Annotated in this window: 14 protein-coding genes; 4 read left to right on the top strand and 10 right to left on the bottom strand. The window is 37.0% G+C overall.

The window, feature by feature from the left end; all coding sequences use genetic code 11:
* Nucleotides 1–3: 3 nt before the first annotated feature.
* The 5 genes from ZA07_RS06980 to uvrC form a co-directional block, all read right to left on the bottom strand.
* Nucleotides 4–786 (bottom strand): DUF3108 domain-containing protein, encoded by a 783-nt coding sequence (locus tag ZA07_RS06980; protein WP_053970994.1) that lies wholly within the window; start codon nt 784–786, stop codon nt 4–6.
* 139 nt (nt 787–925) lie between these two features.
* Nucleotides 926–2086, bottom strand: coding sequence for a 4-hydroxyphenylpyruvate dioxygenase (gene hppD, locus ZA07_RS06975; protein WP_053972078.1), 1161 nt, complete (start codon nt 2084–2086; stop codon nt 926–928).
* Between the two features lie 17 nt (nt 2087–2103).
* The gene (locus ZA07_RS06970) at nt 2104–3261 is read right to left on the bottom strand and encodes a homogentisate 1,2-dioxygenase (protein WP_053970993.1); all 1158 of its coding nucleotides are present in this window, start codon (nt 3259–3261) and stop codon (nt 2104–2106) included.
* Nucleotides 3262–3443: 182 nt separating this feature from the next.
* The gene (locus ZA07_RS06965) at nt 3444–5684 is read right to left on the bottom strand and encodes a patatin-like phospholipase family protein (RefSeq protein WP_053970992.1); all 2241 of its coding nucleotides are present in this window, start codon (nt 5682–5684) and stop codon (nt 3444–3446) included.
* Nucleotides 5684–7474 carry an excinuclease ABC subunit UvrC gene (gene uvrC / locus ZA07_RS06960; protein WP_053970991.1) on the bottom strand — a complete coding sequence of 597 codons (1791 nt, stop codon included), beginning with the start codon at nt 7472–7474 and terminating at the stop codon, nt 5684–5686. The genes ZA07_RS06965 and uvrC overlap by 1 nt, the downstream gene beginning before the upstream one ends.
* Before the next feature lie 109 nt (nt 7475–7583).
* Between uvrC and ZA07_RS06955 the strand changes: the two genes are divergently transcribed.
* The 4 genes from ZA07_RS06955 to ZA07_RS06940 are packed head-to-tail and all read left to right on the top strand — an operon-like array spanning nt 7584 to nt 10408.
* Nucleotides 7584–8027, top strand: a complete 444-nt coding sequence (locus ZA07_RS06955; protein ID WP_053970990.1) for a RimK/LysX family protein — start codon at nt 7584–7586, stop codon at nt 8025–8027.
* On the top strand, nt 8005–8877 hold the full coding sequence (rimK, locus tag ZA07_RS06950) for a 30S ribosomal protein S6--L-glutamate ligase (protein ID WP_053970989.1): 873 nt from the start codon (nt 8005–8007) through the stop codon (nt 8875–8877). The genes ZA07_RS06955 and rimK overlap by 23 nt, the downstream gene beginning before the upstream one ends.
* Nucleotides 8877–9848 (top strand): succinylglutamate desuccinylase/aspartoacylase family protein, encoded by a 972-nt coding sequence (locus ZA07_RS06945; protein WP_053970988.1) that lies wholly within the window; start codon nt 8877–8879, stop codon nt 9846–9848. The genes rimK and ZA07_RS06945 overlap by 1 nt, the downstream gene beginning before the upstream one ends.
* The gene (locus ZA07_RS06940) at nt 9845–10408 is read left to right on the top strand and encodes a 5-formyltetrahydrofolate cyclo-ligase (protein WP_053970987.1); all 564 of its coding nucleotides are present in this window, start codon (nt 9845–9847) and stop codon (nt 10406–10408) included. Before ZA07_RS06945 ends, ZA07_RS06940 begins: the two co-directional genes overlap by 4 nt.
* Before the next feature lie 199 nt (nt 10409–10607).
* Here the strand turns inward: ZA07_RS06940 and ZA07_RS06935 are convergent, their stop codons facing one another.
* From ZA07_RS06935 to ileS, 5 genes are all read right to left on the bottom strand, one after another.
* Nucleotides 10608–11027, bottom strand: coding sequence for a lipocalin family protein (locus ZA07_RS06935; protein ID WP_082316533.1), 420 nt, complete (start codon nt 11025–11027; stop codon nt 10608–10610).
* Between the two features lie 205 nt (nt 11028–11232).
* Nucleotides 11233–11853: a lipoprotein signal peptidase gene (locus ZA07_RS06930; protein WP_053970985.1), complete on the bottom strand. Its 621-nt coding sequence runs from the start codon at nt 11851–11853 to the stop codon at nt 11233–11235.
* Nucleotides 11854–11883: 30 nt separating this feature from the next.
* Nucleotides 11884–12510 (bottom strand): hypothetical protein, encoded by a 627-nt coding sequence (locus ZA07_RS06925; RefSeq protein WP_157492082.1) that lies wholly within the window; start codon nt 12508–12510, stop codon nt 11884–11886.
* Between the two features lie 58 nt (nt 12511–12568).
* Nucleotides 12569–12949, bottom strand: a complete 381-nt coding sequence (locus ZA07_RS06920) for a TraR/DksA C4-type zinc finger protein (protein WP_053970983.1) — start codon at nt 12947–12949, stop codon at nt 12569–12571.
* A gap of 4 nt (nt 12950–12953) precedes the next feature.
* On the bottom strand, nt 12954–16358 hold the full coding sequence (gene ileS, locus ZA07_RS06915; RefSeq protein ID WP_053970982.1) for an isoleucine--tRNA ligase: 3405 nt from the start codon (nt 16356–16358) through the stop codon (nt 12954–12956).
* Nucleotides 16359–16481 lie beyond the last annotated feature (123 nt).

The raw sequence follows: 16481 nt of genomic DNA, 5'->3' as shown, positions 1-16481 counted from the left end.
TAGTTAGTTTTCAACAATTATTTTAAATGGGTATTTCAATCCTCTGAAGGCATTCAATTCGGCACGCAAAGAACCAACCGCCAAATCAGCTTTGACACGTAACGGTATCCTGTTTTGATCGTTTGACACCCACAGCGTTAAGCTTTCCTCTTCCTTAAACACCCTCCCCGCCATAACATATGGACGAAACTTTAGAGCATTTACCTTTCCAAAAGGTGTTTTTATATTTTCTGACCCTAAATATCTTATTTTAAATCCATAATTCTCTTCATCAAAGAACATATTAACAAACACCTCATCCCCAACATTCAGGTCATCGACATCCAAATTATTCCTTAAATAGTAAAAGGTAGACACCATATCTTGAATGTTTGGCTTGGTATCAAATTCTGCCTTACGGCTATGCTTAATATTATTTACAAGCGCTTTATTTTGTTCATGATCAAAGGTGATTTCAATATTCTTGGTATGCCCCCCTTCATCAATCTTTCTGATAAATCTATAGGGACGTATGTGCACTTTATCAAAATAACTCTCATACAAATCCTCTACTTTGAAAAACCATTTGATAGCACCGGTTGTCCATCCCTTTCCAACAACGTGGTAAACTGGTTTTCCATTATAGGAGCCATTATTCACTTTTAATGTGGCTTCTCCTGCTTTAAAGAAACCGCTATAACTCATTTCAAAACGAAACCATTCTCCTGTATCAAAGGCGCTTTCAGTTTGTGCCCAGGATTTAGGCATTATTAGTAAAAATAGGGCAATAGATATAAGATTCTTCATAACTGTTAGGTACAAATGTAATTTTTATTCATTCAAATTTATGTTGCAATTAAATGACAATTACCATTCCAAAGTTATAAAACAACAACTCCCTCAATATAATTGAAGGAGTTATTTAAGAAAGAATTAATATTCTGCATTATAGAGTTCCTCTCTTTTCTTGCTCTCTTTCAATGGATTCAAAAAGAGCTTTGAAGTTTCCAGCTCCAAAACCTCGAGCTCCCATTCTTTGAATGATTTCAAAAAACAAGGTTGGTCTATCTTCAACTGGCTTGGTGAAAATTTGCAACAAATAACCTTCTTCATCGGCATCTATCATAATACCTAAACTTTTTAAGGTTTCAATATCTTCACGCAATTCATGGCTAAATTCTTCCAATCTTCCAGGTACTGCTCTGTAATACTCTTCTGGTGGAATAGATAAGAATTCAACTCCTCTTGATCTTAAATCAGAAACCGTACTGATGATATCATCTGTAGCTACAGCAATGTGCTGAACTCCCGCTCCTTCATAAAAATCTAAATATTCCTCAATTTGAGAACGTTTTTTACCTTCAGCCGGTTCATTTATTGGAAATTTGATACGCCCATTTCCATTACTCATTACTTTACTCATTAAGGCCGAATACTCTGTATGGATTTGTTTGTCATCAAACGAAAGGAAATTTACAAATCCCATGACATCTTCATACCATTTTACCCAAGTATTCATTTCTCCCCAACCTACATTCCCTACCATGTGGTCAATATACTTTAACCCAACAGGAGTTGGATTGTAATCGGACTCCCATTTAACAAAACCTGGTAGAAATTGACCATTATAGTTTTTACGTTCCACAAACATATGGATGGTCTCTCCATAAGTATAAATCCCTGCACGTACCACTTCTCCAAACTCATCAGTTTCTACTTGTGGTGCCATGTATGATTTAGCGCCACGTTTGGTTGTTTCCTCCCAGGCAGATTTAGCATCCTCCACCCAAAGAGCCACCACTTTAACACCATCACCATGCTTAACGATATGCTCGTTGATAGGATGTTTTGAGTTTAATGGCGTTGTTAGCACCAATCTAATCTTGTCTTGCTTCAATACATAAGAAACAGTCTCCTTACTGCCAGTTTCTAATCCTTTATAAGCATATGATTGAAAGCCAAACGCCGTTTTGTAAAAGTGAGCCGCTTGTTTAGCATTTCCCACATAGAATTCTACATAATCGGTTCCTAATAAAGGCAAGAAGTCTTCTGCCCCCTCAAATATTTTTTCTAGACCGTAGTCTACTGATTTAATTTCTTTGCTCATTTTGCTTTTTATTAAGGTTATTCCAACCAAGATTTAAAATAATCTTCGTCTGCTATTTTTAATGCTTCTTCGGTAACTTGTAAAGGTTTGAAGGTGTCTACCATAACGGCCAATTCTTCTGTTCTCTCCTTCCCAATACTTCTTTCTGTAGCTCCAGGATGTGGCCCATGAGGAATACCAGCAGGATGCAATGAAATATGACCTGCTTCAATATCATTTCTACTCATAAAGTCGCCATCCACATAATACAACACCTCATCACTATCTATATTGCTATGGTTATAGGGTGCTGGTATGCTATCAGGATGATAGTCATACAACCGTGGCACAAAACTACAAACCACAAAAGCATCAGTCTCAAAGGTTTGATGCACTGGTGGCGGTTGGTGAATGCGCCCAGTTATCGGTTCAAAATCATGAATCGAGAAAGCATAAGGAAAATTATAGCCATCATAGCCTACAACATCAAATGGATGAGAAGCATAAATCATGTCAAAAATATCATCCTGCTTTTTCACTTTGATTAAAAACTCACCACTTTCATTGTAAGTTTCCAATTCTTCCGGCTTTCTAATATCTCTCTCACAAAAAGGAGAATGTTCTAATAACTGCCCAAACCAATTGCGATATCTTTTTGGGGTATAGATAGGTCTTCTTGACTCCACTATAAACAATCGGTTATCTTCTGTATCAAAATCAATTTTGTAAATAATTCCCCTTGGGATTAATAGATAGTCTCCATATTTAAAGTCTAAATTCCCCAAATGGGTTCTCAACTTGCCTGTGCCTTTGTGGACAAAAATTAATTCGTCTGCATCAGTGTTTTTATAAAAATAATCCTCTGTGGATTTTTTAGGTGCAGCTAAAATAATACTGCAATCACTATTAGTCAAAACCGTTTTTCTACTTTCTAAGAAATCGTTTTCTGGTGGCACTTGAAAGCCCCTAAAGCGATAGGATTGCATGTTGTTGGCCTTGGCAACTTTTGGGGAAACATTGTATTGGTTTCTGATTTCCTTAACCTGAGTAGGTCGTTGTTCATGATACATATTGGAGTACATCCCATCAAAACCAATCGTACCAAAGAGTTGCTCATAATACAGGCTACCGTCTTCCTTACGGAATTGTGTATGTCTTTTGGGAGGAATTTTTCCCAGCTTATGATATAAAGGCATGCTTTAAAATTTAAATTAAAAAATTAATGATTTCACCTAAATTTTTAGGCTTCTAAAGATACAAAATATGTAGCCCTATTCAGGATTTCTCTTGATAAGAATATGTAGATGAAGTAACAAATAGGTCCAAAAAAGCTTCATATTTTGCAAATATGACAAAAAAAATCACAAATAATAAATAATTAGAACCAAAATCCCACATTGAAAAACCAAATACTCTCTTTAAGTTCTGGTGAGTAAGTCATTTTTGCCTCAATGGGTCCAATAAAGGTTTCCAAGGAATAGCCTAGAGCATAGCCAGAAAAGTTTGGAGCAGTCACCCATTCTCCATTGGTAAAAATGTCGTTACCAACATTGGCAAAGTTAGCTGACACATTGATATGGTTTTTCTTGAAGATTTCGTAATCGAAAGTGACAAGCCCCTTGATATAACTATCTCCGGGAATGCTCATAAAATCATAGCCAAAGAATGCCTCAAAATTATTTATAAAGTCGTTTCCATAGCCCCCAAGAACAAAATCAAGGTAAGGGTTTTCATTTTCGCCAATCCGGAAGCCTCCTTGAACCGAAATATTCCCCGTAAAGTTTTTAGTAATATTTTTAGCATATCCAAAGGTCCCCTTGGCGATGGAATACTCGGTAAAATCACTATTGAAATCAGATGAATACAAATACAAGTGAAAATCACCATCCAAATAAAAGCCCTGGTTGGGGAAGTATTTGTTATCAAAAGTATCCAATTTCAACTTCCCAAATACACTCAAATAATTACTATTCTCAAATAAGGTCTCTCCCTCATCATCTCCTGAGGCCACAGTCTCTGAGTGAATTTTTAAATGTTTATGTTCTGCTCCTAGAATGAGGGCAAAATCACGACGAAACAAGGTTTGAAAATAAAACTGATTTGTGAAATCCTGTAACTCTACATCAAATTTATTAATGCTGTTGAAGGGTTGAACCGCTTGATAAGGATCTATTAACCGAGATGAAACGTTCTTTTGAAATTGGTTAAATCTAGACTTTAATCCGATACTCCAATAAAATCCCTTATCAATAAAGTATTCAAAATTGTATCTAATATTATCTCCCAATCCCACATCCAAGGTGGCAATATCATTTTTAAATAACACCGATTTTCGCGTCAAATTCAATAAAGCGGCCGATTTATACAATTCATCATAGTGTAGTCCAAACCTAAAATAAGTTTTAAGCTGACTTTCTTTTACATGAATATACAGGTCATAGCCCTTTTGGTATTTTGACGACTTCAAGCGGTTTATCACACTCTGAAAGTTATTGGTTGCAGCCAAATTATTAACTCCAGTAACCAAATCCTCATAAGAGATATCGCTCTGAGCTTTAAATTTCAGTTTACCTATCACGTAACTACTAGTGTATTTTTCAGTTCCCGAAACAATAATGGAGTTGATTCTTAGACTATCAATAGATTTAATTGCCTTTTGAATCCTTGGCCCTTTCGTTTGTCTTTTAGCTAAATGGCTTAAAGTATCTGCCAGTTTTTTGGCTGCAATTTCCCCTTGGGAAATAATCTCATTTCCATCATCAAAAGACATAACAGTAAAATCTTCAATATCTGGTTTAATATAAATATCGGTTCGTTCTATCTTTCCTTTCATGTCATTGATGGTACGATAATTATTGATTTGCAAAAGAATAGACAAGGCTGATTTTAATTGGTCTCTATCAGCCAAACCGTCTTGTACATCTACCCCTATAATCACATCCATACCTTTGGCTTTCAGCTCATCAATGGGATAATTATTGACCACACCTCCATCAATCAAAACTTGATCATCAATAATGACTGGTTGAAATAATGACGGGAAAGCTCCACTTGCCGCAATAGATAGCGGTAAACTGCCTTTATCTAAAATCACCGGTTCCCCAGTTTCTACGTTGGTAGCCACACAGAAAAAAGGAATATCCAATTGATCAAATTGATCAACATCACAGGTATGCAATGTTAACTGTGATAATAAACTCAACGTATTTTGCCCTCTTGAAAGAGCTGATGGTAAGTTGATTTTGTAATTATCAAAGGGAAGGGTAATGGCATATTTCTCTGAGTTGTCCCGCTCGTAGAATGTTTTAGATGCCCGAGGTAACTCATCATTTATTATTTTATCAAAATCGACATCCCGAAAAATGGAGTCTAGGGCTTTTCCTGAATAACCTGAGGCATATAAGGCACCAACAATAGCCCCCATACTAGTTCCAGCTACATAATCAATCCGAATCCCCAAGCTATCTATAACCTTAAGAGCACCTATATGTGCCAACCCCTTGGCACCACCACCACTTAAAACGAGTCCCACCTTTACCTCATCATCAGTTCTAGCCTGAGAAAAAGCTGAAGATGTTACGAAAAACAAAAGCAATAGAAAAACAATGGGGCTTTTCATTAATTATGATAGTATTTATATATTTTTTCAGCTCTAGACTTCCCAACTACCGCTTCCAGCTCATCCAATTTCGCGTGGGATATCCTTCTTACCGACTTAAACTTTTTTAATAACTCAACTATGGTTTTTTCTCCTACACCGGGAATGGTTTCTAACTCGGTATTCAATGCTGTTTTGCTTCGTCTATTCCGATGGTGTTCAATCCCAAATCGATGTGCTTCATTCCTAAGTTGCTGAATGACTTTTAAGGTTTCACTTTTCTTATCTAAATATAAGGGAATTGGGTCATTTGGATAAAATAATTCTTCCAAACGTTTAGCAATTCCGATTATCGCAATCTTACCTCTCAAACCCAAAACATCCAAGCTCTTTAAAGCCGAGGACAATTGCCCCTTGCCCCCATCAATTATGATCAATTGTGGTAAGAGTTGCTCTTCTTCAAGCAAACGTTTGTAACGGCGATATACAACCTCTTCCATAGAGGCAAAATCATCGGGTCCTTCAACTGTTTTTATATTGAAATGTCTATAATCTTTTTTACTAGGCTTACCATCCTTGAATACCACACATGCAGCCACAGGATTCGTTCCTTGAATGTTACTATTATCAAAACACTCAATATGCCTAGGTTCTCTTTTTAATCTTAAGTCAGCCTTCATTTGGGCCATAATGCGATTGGCGTGTCTATCTGGATCTGTAATCTTCACCTGTTTTAATCGTTCCAATCGATAGTACTTAGCATTGCGGGTCGATAAATCCAAAAGGTGTTTTTTATCACCCAACTTGGGGACTGTTATTTTAATTCCTCCTCCCACTTCAACATCAAATGGCACATATATCTCTTTTGATTTCGAATGAAACCGCTGTCTTAGTTCTGTGATGGCTAACTCCAACAACTCATGGTCAGTTTCCTCAAGTTTTTTCTTGATTTCAAGAGTATGAGATCTAATTATTGAGCCATAAGACAATTGCAAAAAATTTACATACCCAAAGCTCTCATCACTCACAATGGAAAAGACATCTACATTGCTAATTTTAGGATTTACAATAGTAGATTTAGATTGGTAATTTTCTAGCACCTCTATTTTTTCCTTTATTTTTTGCGCTTCCTCAAAACGCATTTCCTCGGCATAGGCTTTCATCTGCGACTTAAACTGATTCAGAGAATCTTTAAAGTTTCCCTTTAAAATTTCTTTTATCGAGTTAATATTTTCATGATAAGCTACTTCTGTTTCCAAACCCTCACAAGGCCCCTTACAATTACCTAAATGATACTCCAAGCAAACCTTATATTTATCTGCCTCAATTTTATCTTGTGACAAATCATAATTGCAAGTGCGTAACAGAAATAGCCCCCTTATTAAATCCAATAAGGTGGAAACTGTTTTCATACTGGTATAAGGACCAAAGTACTCACTACCATCCCTTATAACCCTACGAGTGCTAAAAACTCTAGGAAATCGTTCTTTTTTCACACAAATCCAAGGGTAGGATTTGTCATCCTTAAGCATCACATTGTAACGTGGCTGATACTTTTTAATGAGATTGTTTTCCAACAAAAGCGCATCTGTTTCTGTATCAACTACAATATGCTTTATGTTGGCAATCTTCTTAACAAGTACTCTTGTCTTGCCATAATCATGATGTTTGTTGAAATAGGAAGAAACCCGTTTCTTTAGGTTTTTAGCCTTTCCCACGTAAAGAATCTTACCGTCCTTATCAAAATATTGGTAAACTCCCGGTAAATCCGGAAGCGTTTTCAATTGAATTTCGAGCGATGTGTCGGCCATTTTCCCAAAGTTACAGATATATCTATCAATGCATTGAAATTTAATGTAAATTTAAGCTTTTTGAAGCATCATATTCCTTACATTGTGCCACTTTTTAAAACCCTAAGAGATGGAGAAGAAAATAATTGGTAGGACAGACGTAGCAGACTTCCCTAAGCTAGGATTGTTTCAAGTGGATGTAAAAATTGATACCGGAGCTTATACTTCTGCGATCCATTGTTCGCAAATAGAAGAAAAGGACCAAAAGCTTTACTGCACCTTTTACAGTGCTGGTCACCCCAACTTTAGTGGGAAACAAGTAATATTTGATTCCTACTCTAAAACGGATGTTAAAAGCAGTAATGGATTTAAGGAAAATCGATTTAAAGTAAAATCCAGTATCATATTATTTGGTAAAACCTATACAATTAATTTAACTTTAAGCACGCGGGATGATATGAAGTTTCCCGTTTTGCTTGGAAGACAATTTTTAAACAAAAAATTTTTGGTTGATGTAAGTCAACAAAACCTATCCCAAAACCAATGTGCCCATGAACATTGTCATTCTGTCTAGAAACACCAACCTGTATTCAACAGAACGCCTAATTGAAGAAGGCTTTAAAAGAGGTCACGAAGTAGAAGTGATCGACCCTTTGAAATGCGATATTATTATCGAAAAGGAAAAACCCACCATCTATTACAAAAACAGATATCTGGATTATGTGGATGCCATCATCCCCAGAATTGGGACATCGGTTACTTTTTACGGTTGTGCCGTTGTAAGGCAATTTGAAATGATGGGAGTTTTTACAACAGCCACTTCTGATGCTATCATTCGCTCTCGAGATAAATTAAGAAGCCTACAACGCCTAAGTAAAGCCGGGATTGGCATGCCTAAAACGGTTTTCACCAACTATTCACGAGATGTTGAGGAAGTCATTGAACACGTAGGCGGAACACCCGTTATTATAAAGCTTCTGGAAGGCACCCAAGGGTTGGGCGTGGTTTTGGCTGAAACCAAAAACGCAGCCGAATCTGTATTAGAAGCCTTTAATGGTTTGCAAGCTAGGGTTATCGTTCAGGAATTCATTAAGGAAGCGAAAGGGGCCGACTTAAGAGCCTTGGTGGTTGATGGTCAAGTAGTAGGCGCTATGAAAAGACAGAGTAAAGAAGGTGAATTTCGCTCCAATTTACATCGTGGCGGATCAGCTTCCTTGATAAAGCTAAGTGATTCAGAACTAAAATTAGCCATGGGAGCGGCAAGAGCATTGAAATTGCCTGTTTGTGGGGTGGATATGCTACAATCTGCTAGAGGTCCTCTCTTACTAGAAGTCAATTCAACTCCTGGTTTAGAAGGCATAGAAAAGGCTACGGGACGTAACATTGCTAGAGCTATACTTACCTACATAGAAAGAAACAAATAATGACCGACTCACAGAAAAAATCCATTCATGTCTTAGGAAAGGAGATTCGTGAAGGCGAACGATGTGAATTACGCTTTGATGTGGCCAATTTGCATACCTCTTCCAGTGTGGATGTCCCTGTGATTATTGAACGCTCTAAAAAACCCGGACCTGTTGTTTTGATTACAGGTGGTTTACATGGCGATGAAGTTAATGGAGTTGAAATTGTAAGACAAATTATTTCCTTAGGAATTAACAAACCCAAACGAGGAACTATTATTTGCTTACCGGTAATTAATGTGTTTGGGTTTATTAACCTAACCAGGGAATTTCCCGATGGCCGTGATTTGAACCGTGTATTTCCTGGCACTAAAAAGGGCTCATTAGCGAGCAGGGTGGCTTATAAATTAGTGAATGAGGTCATCCCTGATGTTGATTTCATTATGGACTTCCATACAGGGGGAGCGGGCCGCTTTAATGCACCACAAATAAGAATAGTCAAAAACGACCCCGAATTAGACCATTTGGCTCAGGTTTTTAATGCGCCATTTGTGCTATACTCTAAAAACATTAAGAAATCATTTCGAAATGTGACCAGCAAGTTAGGCATCCCAATGTTGTTGTTTGAGGGAGGTAAATCTAACCATATAGACCCTCAAATATCAGCGACAGCCGTAGAGGGAATTAAGCGCACGCTAAAGCATTTGGACATGCTGTCAACAAAATTCAAGGTAACACGTCCTAGGAAGAAGCCCGTTTTCATTTTGACAAGCAGGTGGCAAAGAGCCAATTTTTCTGGCATGTTCAAGGCTACCATCACTGTCAATAGTTTGGTATCCAAAGGAGATGTTTTAGGTCATATAACAGATCCTTACGGAAAATTTATACATCCCGTCAAGGCCTTTAATTCAGGATACATTATCAATGTGAATGAGTCCCCTATCGTTTACCAAGGAGATGCTTTGTTTCATATTACTACCAAATTAAAATGACCAAACAGGAATTGAGGAAAGCCTACAAGGCCAAACGAAATACCCTAAGTGAAGATGATATCCTGAATCTTAGCCTTCAAATTGCAAATAGACTGTTGACATTGGATATTTGGAATCACAGCTTTTATCACATTTTCCTATCCATAGTTGAACAAAAAGAAGTTCATACAGACGATATCATTCATATTCTCTCGGGAAAAGACAAAAACATCGTCCTTTCCAAAAGTGATTTTGAAACAGGAACCATGATTCATTACCTATTGACAGATGCCACAGTTCTTAAAAAAAATTCCTATAACATACCAGAGCCTGTTGACGGAATTCCTATTCCTTCTTCTAAATTAGAGGTTGTATTCGTTCCTTTAATGGCATTTGACAAAGAAGGGCATAGAATAGGCTATGGCAAAGGGTTTTACGATCGATTTCTTGCAGATTGCGGACCTGATACCGTAAAAATAGGACTGTCCTTTTTTGAGCCTGAAGACCATATTGCAGAACGATTTGCTAATGATATCAATTTGGATTATTGCGTTACCCCGGATAAGGTATATGCTTTTTAAAAAAATTAATTTAGTTAAATCAATTATTAAGGGGTAACAATTTGATAACCCCTAGCACCCAACAATGTTAGGCGCTAGCGTGGGTATTCATAGGTAAGATCAAAAATCTTTGGGATGACAAAACTAATAATTTTAGCTCCTCATTGATATACGTAGTTCTACGTATTTTTTACTTTATTTGATGAAATTCAGCCTAGTTTTAAATGTCATCTAGTTTTTCCCAAGTATGCTCCATGACTTCATCACTATAAGAATCTATGTTTTGTGTTACCATCTCATTGTCTGTTAGTGATATGACTGTAGAGGTATAGGATGGGCCGTCTGTTTCCTGAAAGGTGATAAGAGAATTTTCAAAAACGTAAGTACCTATGGTTCTATCTAAAGACTCACAGGCATCATTGTAATATCGCATTTCTTGAAAATCTGTCGCTCCTACAGAAAGTATCAAAGGGCAATATAAAGTAATTGGATCCCCTCCCTCTATTGAAAGTGCAACATGACCCCATACACCCCATAAAGCTCTATTTTGATTTTGAGAACTTCCTTGTTCGACATTAGAAGAACAAGAAAATAAAATAAATAGCATTAAAAACCAGAATAAGTAGTTTTGTTTTATCATGGGGCAATATTTAGGCTAAAGAGATGTGAATGGTTTATTTTGGGGTCAAATATAAACATTATCACCAAGTTTTGGAAAGCCTCAAGAGTTTCCCTTGCTTTTGAACTGAAACTGTTTTGATGTCTTATCCTTAAAAATCAACCACACACCTCCCCAATGGAAGCAGAAAGGACGACTTATAAAAAAGTAGTTTTTCTTAAAGAATTTAATTCTTTGAAAAAGCCTGTCGGTTAAATACAATTAGCATCCCAAAACCTGTGCTGATGGCTACATCGGCTACATTAAAAACAGGCTCAAAAAATGTAAAGAATTGACCACCATAATAAGGAATCCATTCAGGCAAATATCCTTTCCAAATAGGAAAATAAAGCATATCAACCACCTTCCCATGAAACATGGATTCATAGCCTCCCTCATGTGGTAAAAACGTAGCTACTTGGCCATAACTATCACTAAACAAAATTCCATAAAAAACGGAATCCAGAATATTACCCAATGCCCCTGCAAATATTAAGGCCACCGCCAAAATCATAATTTTAGAAGTCCTTTTTCTGGTAACATCATAAAGCCAATAGCCTATACCTAAAATGGCAACGATTCTAAAAATAGTTAAGGATAACTTGGCTACCCGATCGGACATAAAAGGAATAAAATCACTTATTTTGGTCCCCCACGCCATCCCATCATTTTCCACAAAATAAATCTTAAACCATTTGAAAATTGCTACATCTTCCCCTAAGACAAAATGGGTCTTTATATATATTTTACTAATCTGGTCTACCAATAAAATAAGAATGATAAAAACAAGGGATTTTTTTAAGGACATGCAGCGTATTTGAATAGCAAAAATAGAAAATTATTCTTCAGTTTTACGCAACCGAATGTTTCCGTTAATAGTCCTCAAATCAATATCATTAGAACCCGTACCTAAAGTTTCTTTAGAGACGCTTCCATTTTTGGAAATGAGGTGGGTATTTCCTTGATCAGTCACTAAATTTATGTCGCCTTGAAGGGTATGCACTGTAATATTAGGGCGGTGCAACCAGCCATCAAAATGCCCCTGCTTTAATTCTACCCTGAGCTTATGATATTGCCCTCGCACCATAATTGAGGCCAAATCACTTCTTACAGATACAACTTTATCGTTGGGAACCTTAACATGTAAAACAATGGAAAGAGCTTTATGAGCTGCCAATTTATCGTCTGGAGCTTTAAAGATAGGTTGGAATGCCGTAGTAATCTTTAAGCTATCCAAATTCGATTCCGTCAACAAAATGACCTGTTCATTATATTCCCCCTCAACAGCCATTTGAATTTCTATCCTATCTTGTTTGGTGTTTTCCAAGTTTATTCGAAAACACTGGTCGCAATCTATTTGCAAAAATGCCACCAAATCGTCATCAAAGGTTTTATAAGTGACCTTTTGAGAGAACGCAAATAGGGTTCCCAAAAACATTAAAAAACAGCTAATATGTATCTTCATAAAACAAAAAGCGCTTCAATATAAATTTGAAGCGCTTTAGATCTTTTTAATATATTTTTTATTGCATGTTTTTGGCTTCAATGCTTAAAGTTGCATGAGGCACCAATTTCAAGCGTTCTTTGCTTATTAGTTTTCCGGTAACACGACAAATACCATAGGTCTTGTTTTCAATTCTAATCAAGGCATTCTTTAAGTCTCTAATAAACTTCTCTTGACGAATGGCCAACTGGGAGTTGGCTTCCTTACTCATGGTTTCGCTCCCCTCTTCAAAGGCTTTAAATGTTGGAGACGTATCATCTGTACCATTATTCAAATCATTCATATAAGCGCTCTTAATCAGCTCCAAATCATGTTTGGCCTTTTCAATTTTCTCTTGTATTATGGCTTTGAATTCTGCTAAATCCTTATCTGAGTATCTTACGTTTGCATCTACTGACATAATCTTAATGTTTTTGTATGAACAACTTGGTATTTATTTCGTCGAAAGCAATTTCTATACCATCATTCACTTGATCTAAAATTTCAAGTTCTTCAGTTAGTGTTTCTTCTTTTATATATTCCATATTTGAAGCGACTGCCTTTTCAATGTTTTCTTCCCATTGCAGGGAAACATCAATACGATCGGTTACTTCAAATCCTGAATCTTTACGTAGGTTTTGGATTCGGTTTACCAACTCACGGGCAATACCTTCTTCACGTAAATCTTCATTAATGGTAACATCAAGGGCAACGGTTAATGAACCCTCGTTGGCAACCAACCAACCCTCAATATCTTGTGACGTTATTTCAAAATCATCGCTGCCTAAAGTAATATTTTTTCCGTTAATATCAACGTCAATTTCGCCATTTTGCTCTATTTTTTTGATGTCATCCGCATTAAATTGAGCCACTTTAGCCGCTATAGACTTCATATCCTTACCATATTTAGGTCCCAAAGCTTTAAAGTTTGGTTTGATATTCTTAACCAAAATATCAGAAGCATCTTCTAGAAGGTCTATTTCTTTGATATTGACTTCTCTTTTAATCAAATCCCCAACCGCCAAGATTTCTTCTTTTTGTTGTTGGTTATCTATGGGAACCATAATCTTTTGTAATGGTTGACGTACCTTGATTTTCTCTTTGGCCCTTAAAGAAAGTACCAATGAAGAAATAGTTTGCGCAGCTTCCATTTTGCGTTCCAATTCCTTGTCAACAAACACCTCATCAAATTGCGGAAACTCCGCTAAATGTACACTTTCAAATGGTTCTTTTTGGGTCACACCATTCAAGTCTTGATATAACTTATCCATAAAGAATGGAGCAATAGGAGCTCCCAACTTAGCCAAAGTCACCATACAAGTGTAAAGTGTCTGGTAAGCAGAGATTTTATCTGTTTCATAATCTCCTTTCCAGAAACGCCTTCTACTTAACCTTACATACCAATTACTCAGGTATTCCTGAGTAAAATCTGAAATAGCTCTAGCCGCTTTGGTAGGCTCATAATCGGCATAAAACGCATCCACTTTTTGAATTAAAGTATGCAATTCCGATAAAATCCATCGATCCAATTCAGGACGTTCTTCCAAAGGTAAATCCGCCTCATTATAAGTAAAATTGTCTAAATTGGTGTATAAAGAAAAGAACGAATAGGTGTTGTAAAGTGTTCCAAAGAACTTACGTTTTACCTCTTCAATTCCTTCTATATCAAATTTAAGATTGTCCCACGGGTTGGCATTACTAATCATATACCAACGGGTAGCATCTGCCCCGTAAGTGGAAAGTGTTTCAAAAGGATCAACGGCATTCCCCAAACGCTTGGACATTTTCTGTCCGTTTTTATCAAGAACGAGTCCGTTTGATACCACATTTTTATAAGCTACCGAATCAAACACCATAGTTCCAATAGCATGCAGTGTATAGAACCAACCTCTGGTTTGATCAACCCCTTCGGCAATAAAATCGGCCGGATAAGAAGTATGACCATCTATTTTCTCTTTATTTTCAAACGGATAATGCCACTGTGCATATGGCATGGAACCAGAATCAAACCAAACATCAATCAAGTCACTTTCTCTTTTCATCGGTTTCCCAGAAGGGGATACCAAGGTAATCTGATCAACAATATTTTTATGTAAATCTAATTTGTCATAATTGTCATCAGTCATATTCCCCACTTCAAAGTCGGCAAAAATATCTTGATCTAGAACCCCCGCTGCGATTGCTTTGGTCATTTCCGACTTTAATTCTTCAACCGAACCTATACACAATTCTTCTCTTCCATCTTCAGTTCTCCAAATAGGCAAAGGAATACCCCAGTAACGCGAACGCGACAGGTTCCAATCATTGGCATTGGCTAACCAATTTCCAAAACGTCCTGTTCCTGTAGCCTTAGGTTTCCAGTTAATAGTATTGTTTAAGGCAACCATACGTTCTTTAACATCAGTCACCTTGATAAACCAAGAATCTAATGGATAATACAAAATTGGTTTATCGGTTCTCCAACAATTCGGGTAACTGTGCTTATATTTTTCAACCTTAAAGGCTTTATTTTCAATTTTCAATTTGATGGCCAACTCAACATCAACAGATTTTTCTGGAGCCTCTCCATCTGCATAATACTCGTTCTTCACATATTGACCTGCAAATTCTCCCATTTCAGGCCGGAATTTACCCTGTAAATCCACCAATGGAACTAAATTGTCGTTTTCATCCTGGACCAACATAGGAGGCACTTCTGGGGTCGCTTGTTTGGCAACTAAGGCATCATCTGCACCAAAAGTAGGCGCCGTATGCACAATTCCAGTACCATCCTCGGTAGTTACGAAATCTCCAGAAATCACCCTAAACGCATTTTCTGGATTTTCAAAAGGTAAGGCATAGGCCAACAATTGCTCATATTTGATTCCTACCAAATCACTCCCTTTAAATTCTTTAAGAATGCGGAAAGGGATCTTTTTATCTTCTTGGGTATAATTGGCAATATCTTCGGCCGATTCAGCCTCAAAAAACTTACCAGAGAACTGCTTGTTAACTAAAGGCTTCCCTAAAACTACCTTTATTGGCTCAAAAGTATATTGGTTAAAACTTTCGACCAATACATAATCTATTTTTGGTCCTACAGTTAAAGCTGTATTACTTGGTAACGTCCAAGGTGTTGTGGTCCATGCTAGGAAATGAATGTCCCCTTCTCCCTGAAGAAAATCAGGTAAGCTTTCTGGTTTAGCTTTAAATTGAGCCACTACTGTTGTATCAGTAACATCCTGATAGGTTCCTGGTTGGTTTAATTCGTGTGAACTTAGACCCGTTCCTGCCTTTGGCGAATAGGGTTGAATAGTATAGCCTTTATACAATAAATTCTTGTCATAAATTTGCTTCAACAACCACCAAACACTTTCCATATACTTGGGCTCATAGGTGATGTATGGATCATCCATATCAACCCAATACCCCATTTTTTCTGTAAGGTCATTCCAAACATCAGTATAACGCATTACAGCTTTTCTACAGGCAGCATTATAATCCTCAACAGAAATGGTTTTGCCGATATCCTCTTTAGTAATTCCCAGCTCCTTTTCAACACCCAACTCAATAGGTAAACCATGTGTATCCCAACCAGCTTTACGCTTTACTTGGAATCCCTTCATGGTTTTGTATCGAGGGAATATATCTTTGATAGCTCGTGCCAAAACATGGTGTACACCAGGCAAGCCATTAGCTGACGGTGGACCCTCAAAAAACACAAATGGCTTAGCGTTTTCTCGTGTGGTGACACTCTTTTCGAATATGTTATTTTCTTTCCAATAATCAAGGATTTCACTAGCCACATTTGGCAAGTCAAGGCCTTTATATTCAGGGAATTTCTTACTCATTGTTACATGTATTCAAATCGACGTGCGAAATTAATGATTTTTAGAGAAATAAGCTGATAAAATATGGGATTTTAGAATGACTGACGCTGATTAAACGGTTTCATTTGCTAACAAACCCAAAAA

Origin of the sequence: Mangrovimonas sp. ST2L15 (assembly GCF_001280515.1) — a bacterium.
In the GTDB taxonomy this organism is placed as follows: domain Bacteria; phylum Bacteroidota; class Bacteroidia; order Flavobacteriales; family Flavobacteriaceae; genus Mangrovimonas; species Mangrovimonas futianensis.
The sequence above is the reverse complement of the archived record's forward strand: the minus strand, read 5'-3'. Positions and strand labels throughout refer to the sequence as shown.

Excerpts from the sequence above, each read along its gene's own strand:
- ZA07_RS06980 (WP_053970994.1), bottom strand. The coding sequence starts at position 786 with ATGAAGAATCTTATATCTATTGCCCTATTTTTACTAATAATGCCTAAA.
- hppD (WP_053972078.1), bottom strand. The coding sequence starts at position 2,086 with ATGAGCAAAGAAATTAAATCAGTAGACTACGGTCTAGAAAAAATATTT.
- ZA07_RS06970 (WP_053970993.1), bottom strand. The coding sequence starts at position 3,261 with ATGCCTTTATATCATAAGCTGGGAAAAATTCCTCCCAAAAGACATACA.
- ZA07_RS06965 (WP_053970992.1), bottom strand. The coding sequence starts at position 5,684 with ATGAAAAGCCCCATTGTTTTTCTATTGCTTTTGTTTTTCGTAACATCT.
- uvrC (WP_053970991.1), bottom strand. The coding sequence starts at position 7,474 with ATGGCCGACACATCGCTCGAAATTCAATTGAAAACGCTTCCGGATTTA.
- ZA07_RS06955 (WP_053970990.1), top strand. The coding sequence starts at position 7,584 with ATGGAGAAGAAAATAATTGGTAGGACAGACGTAGCAGACTTCCCTAAG.
- rimK (WP_053970989.1), top strand. The coding sequence starts at position 8,005 with ATGAACATTGTCATTCTGTCTAGAAACACCAACCTGTATTCAACAGAA.
- ZA07_RS06945 (WP_053970988.1), top strand. The coding sequence starts at position 8,877 with ATGACCGACTCACAGAAAAAATCCATTCATGTCTTAGGAAAGGAGATT.
- ZA07_RS06940 (WP_053970987.1), top strand. The coding sequence starts at position 9,845 with ATGACCAAACAGGAATTGAGGAAAGCCTACAAGGCCAAACGAAATACC.
- ZA07_RS06935 (WP_082316533.1), bottom strand. The coding sequence starts at position 11,027 with ATGATAAAACAAAACTACTTATTCTGGTTTTTAATGCTATTTATTTTA.
- ZA07_RS06930 (WP_053970985.1), bottom strand. The coding sequence starts at position 11,853 with ATGTCCTTAAAAAAATCCCTTGTTTTTATCATTCTTATTTTATTGGTA.
- ZA07_RS06925 (WP_157492082.1), bottom strand. The coding sequence starts at position 12,510 with ATGAAGATACATATTAGCTGTTTTTTAATGTTTTTGGGAACCCTATTT.
- ZA07_RS06920 (WP_053970983.1), bottom strand. The coding sequence starts at position 12,949 with ATGTCAGTAGATGCAAACGTAAGATACTCAGATAAGGATTTAGCAGAA.
- ileS (WP_053970982.1), bottom strand. The coding sequence starts at position 16,358 with ATGAGTAAGAAATTCCCTGAATATAAAGGCCTTGACTTGCCAAATGTG.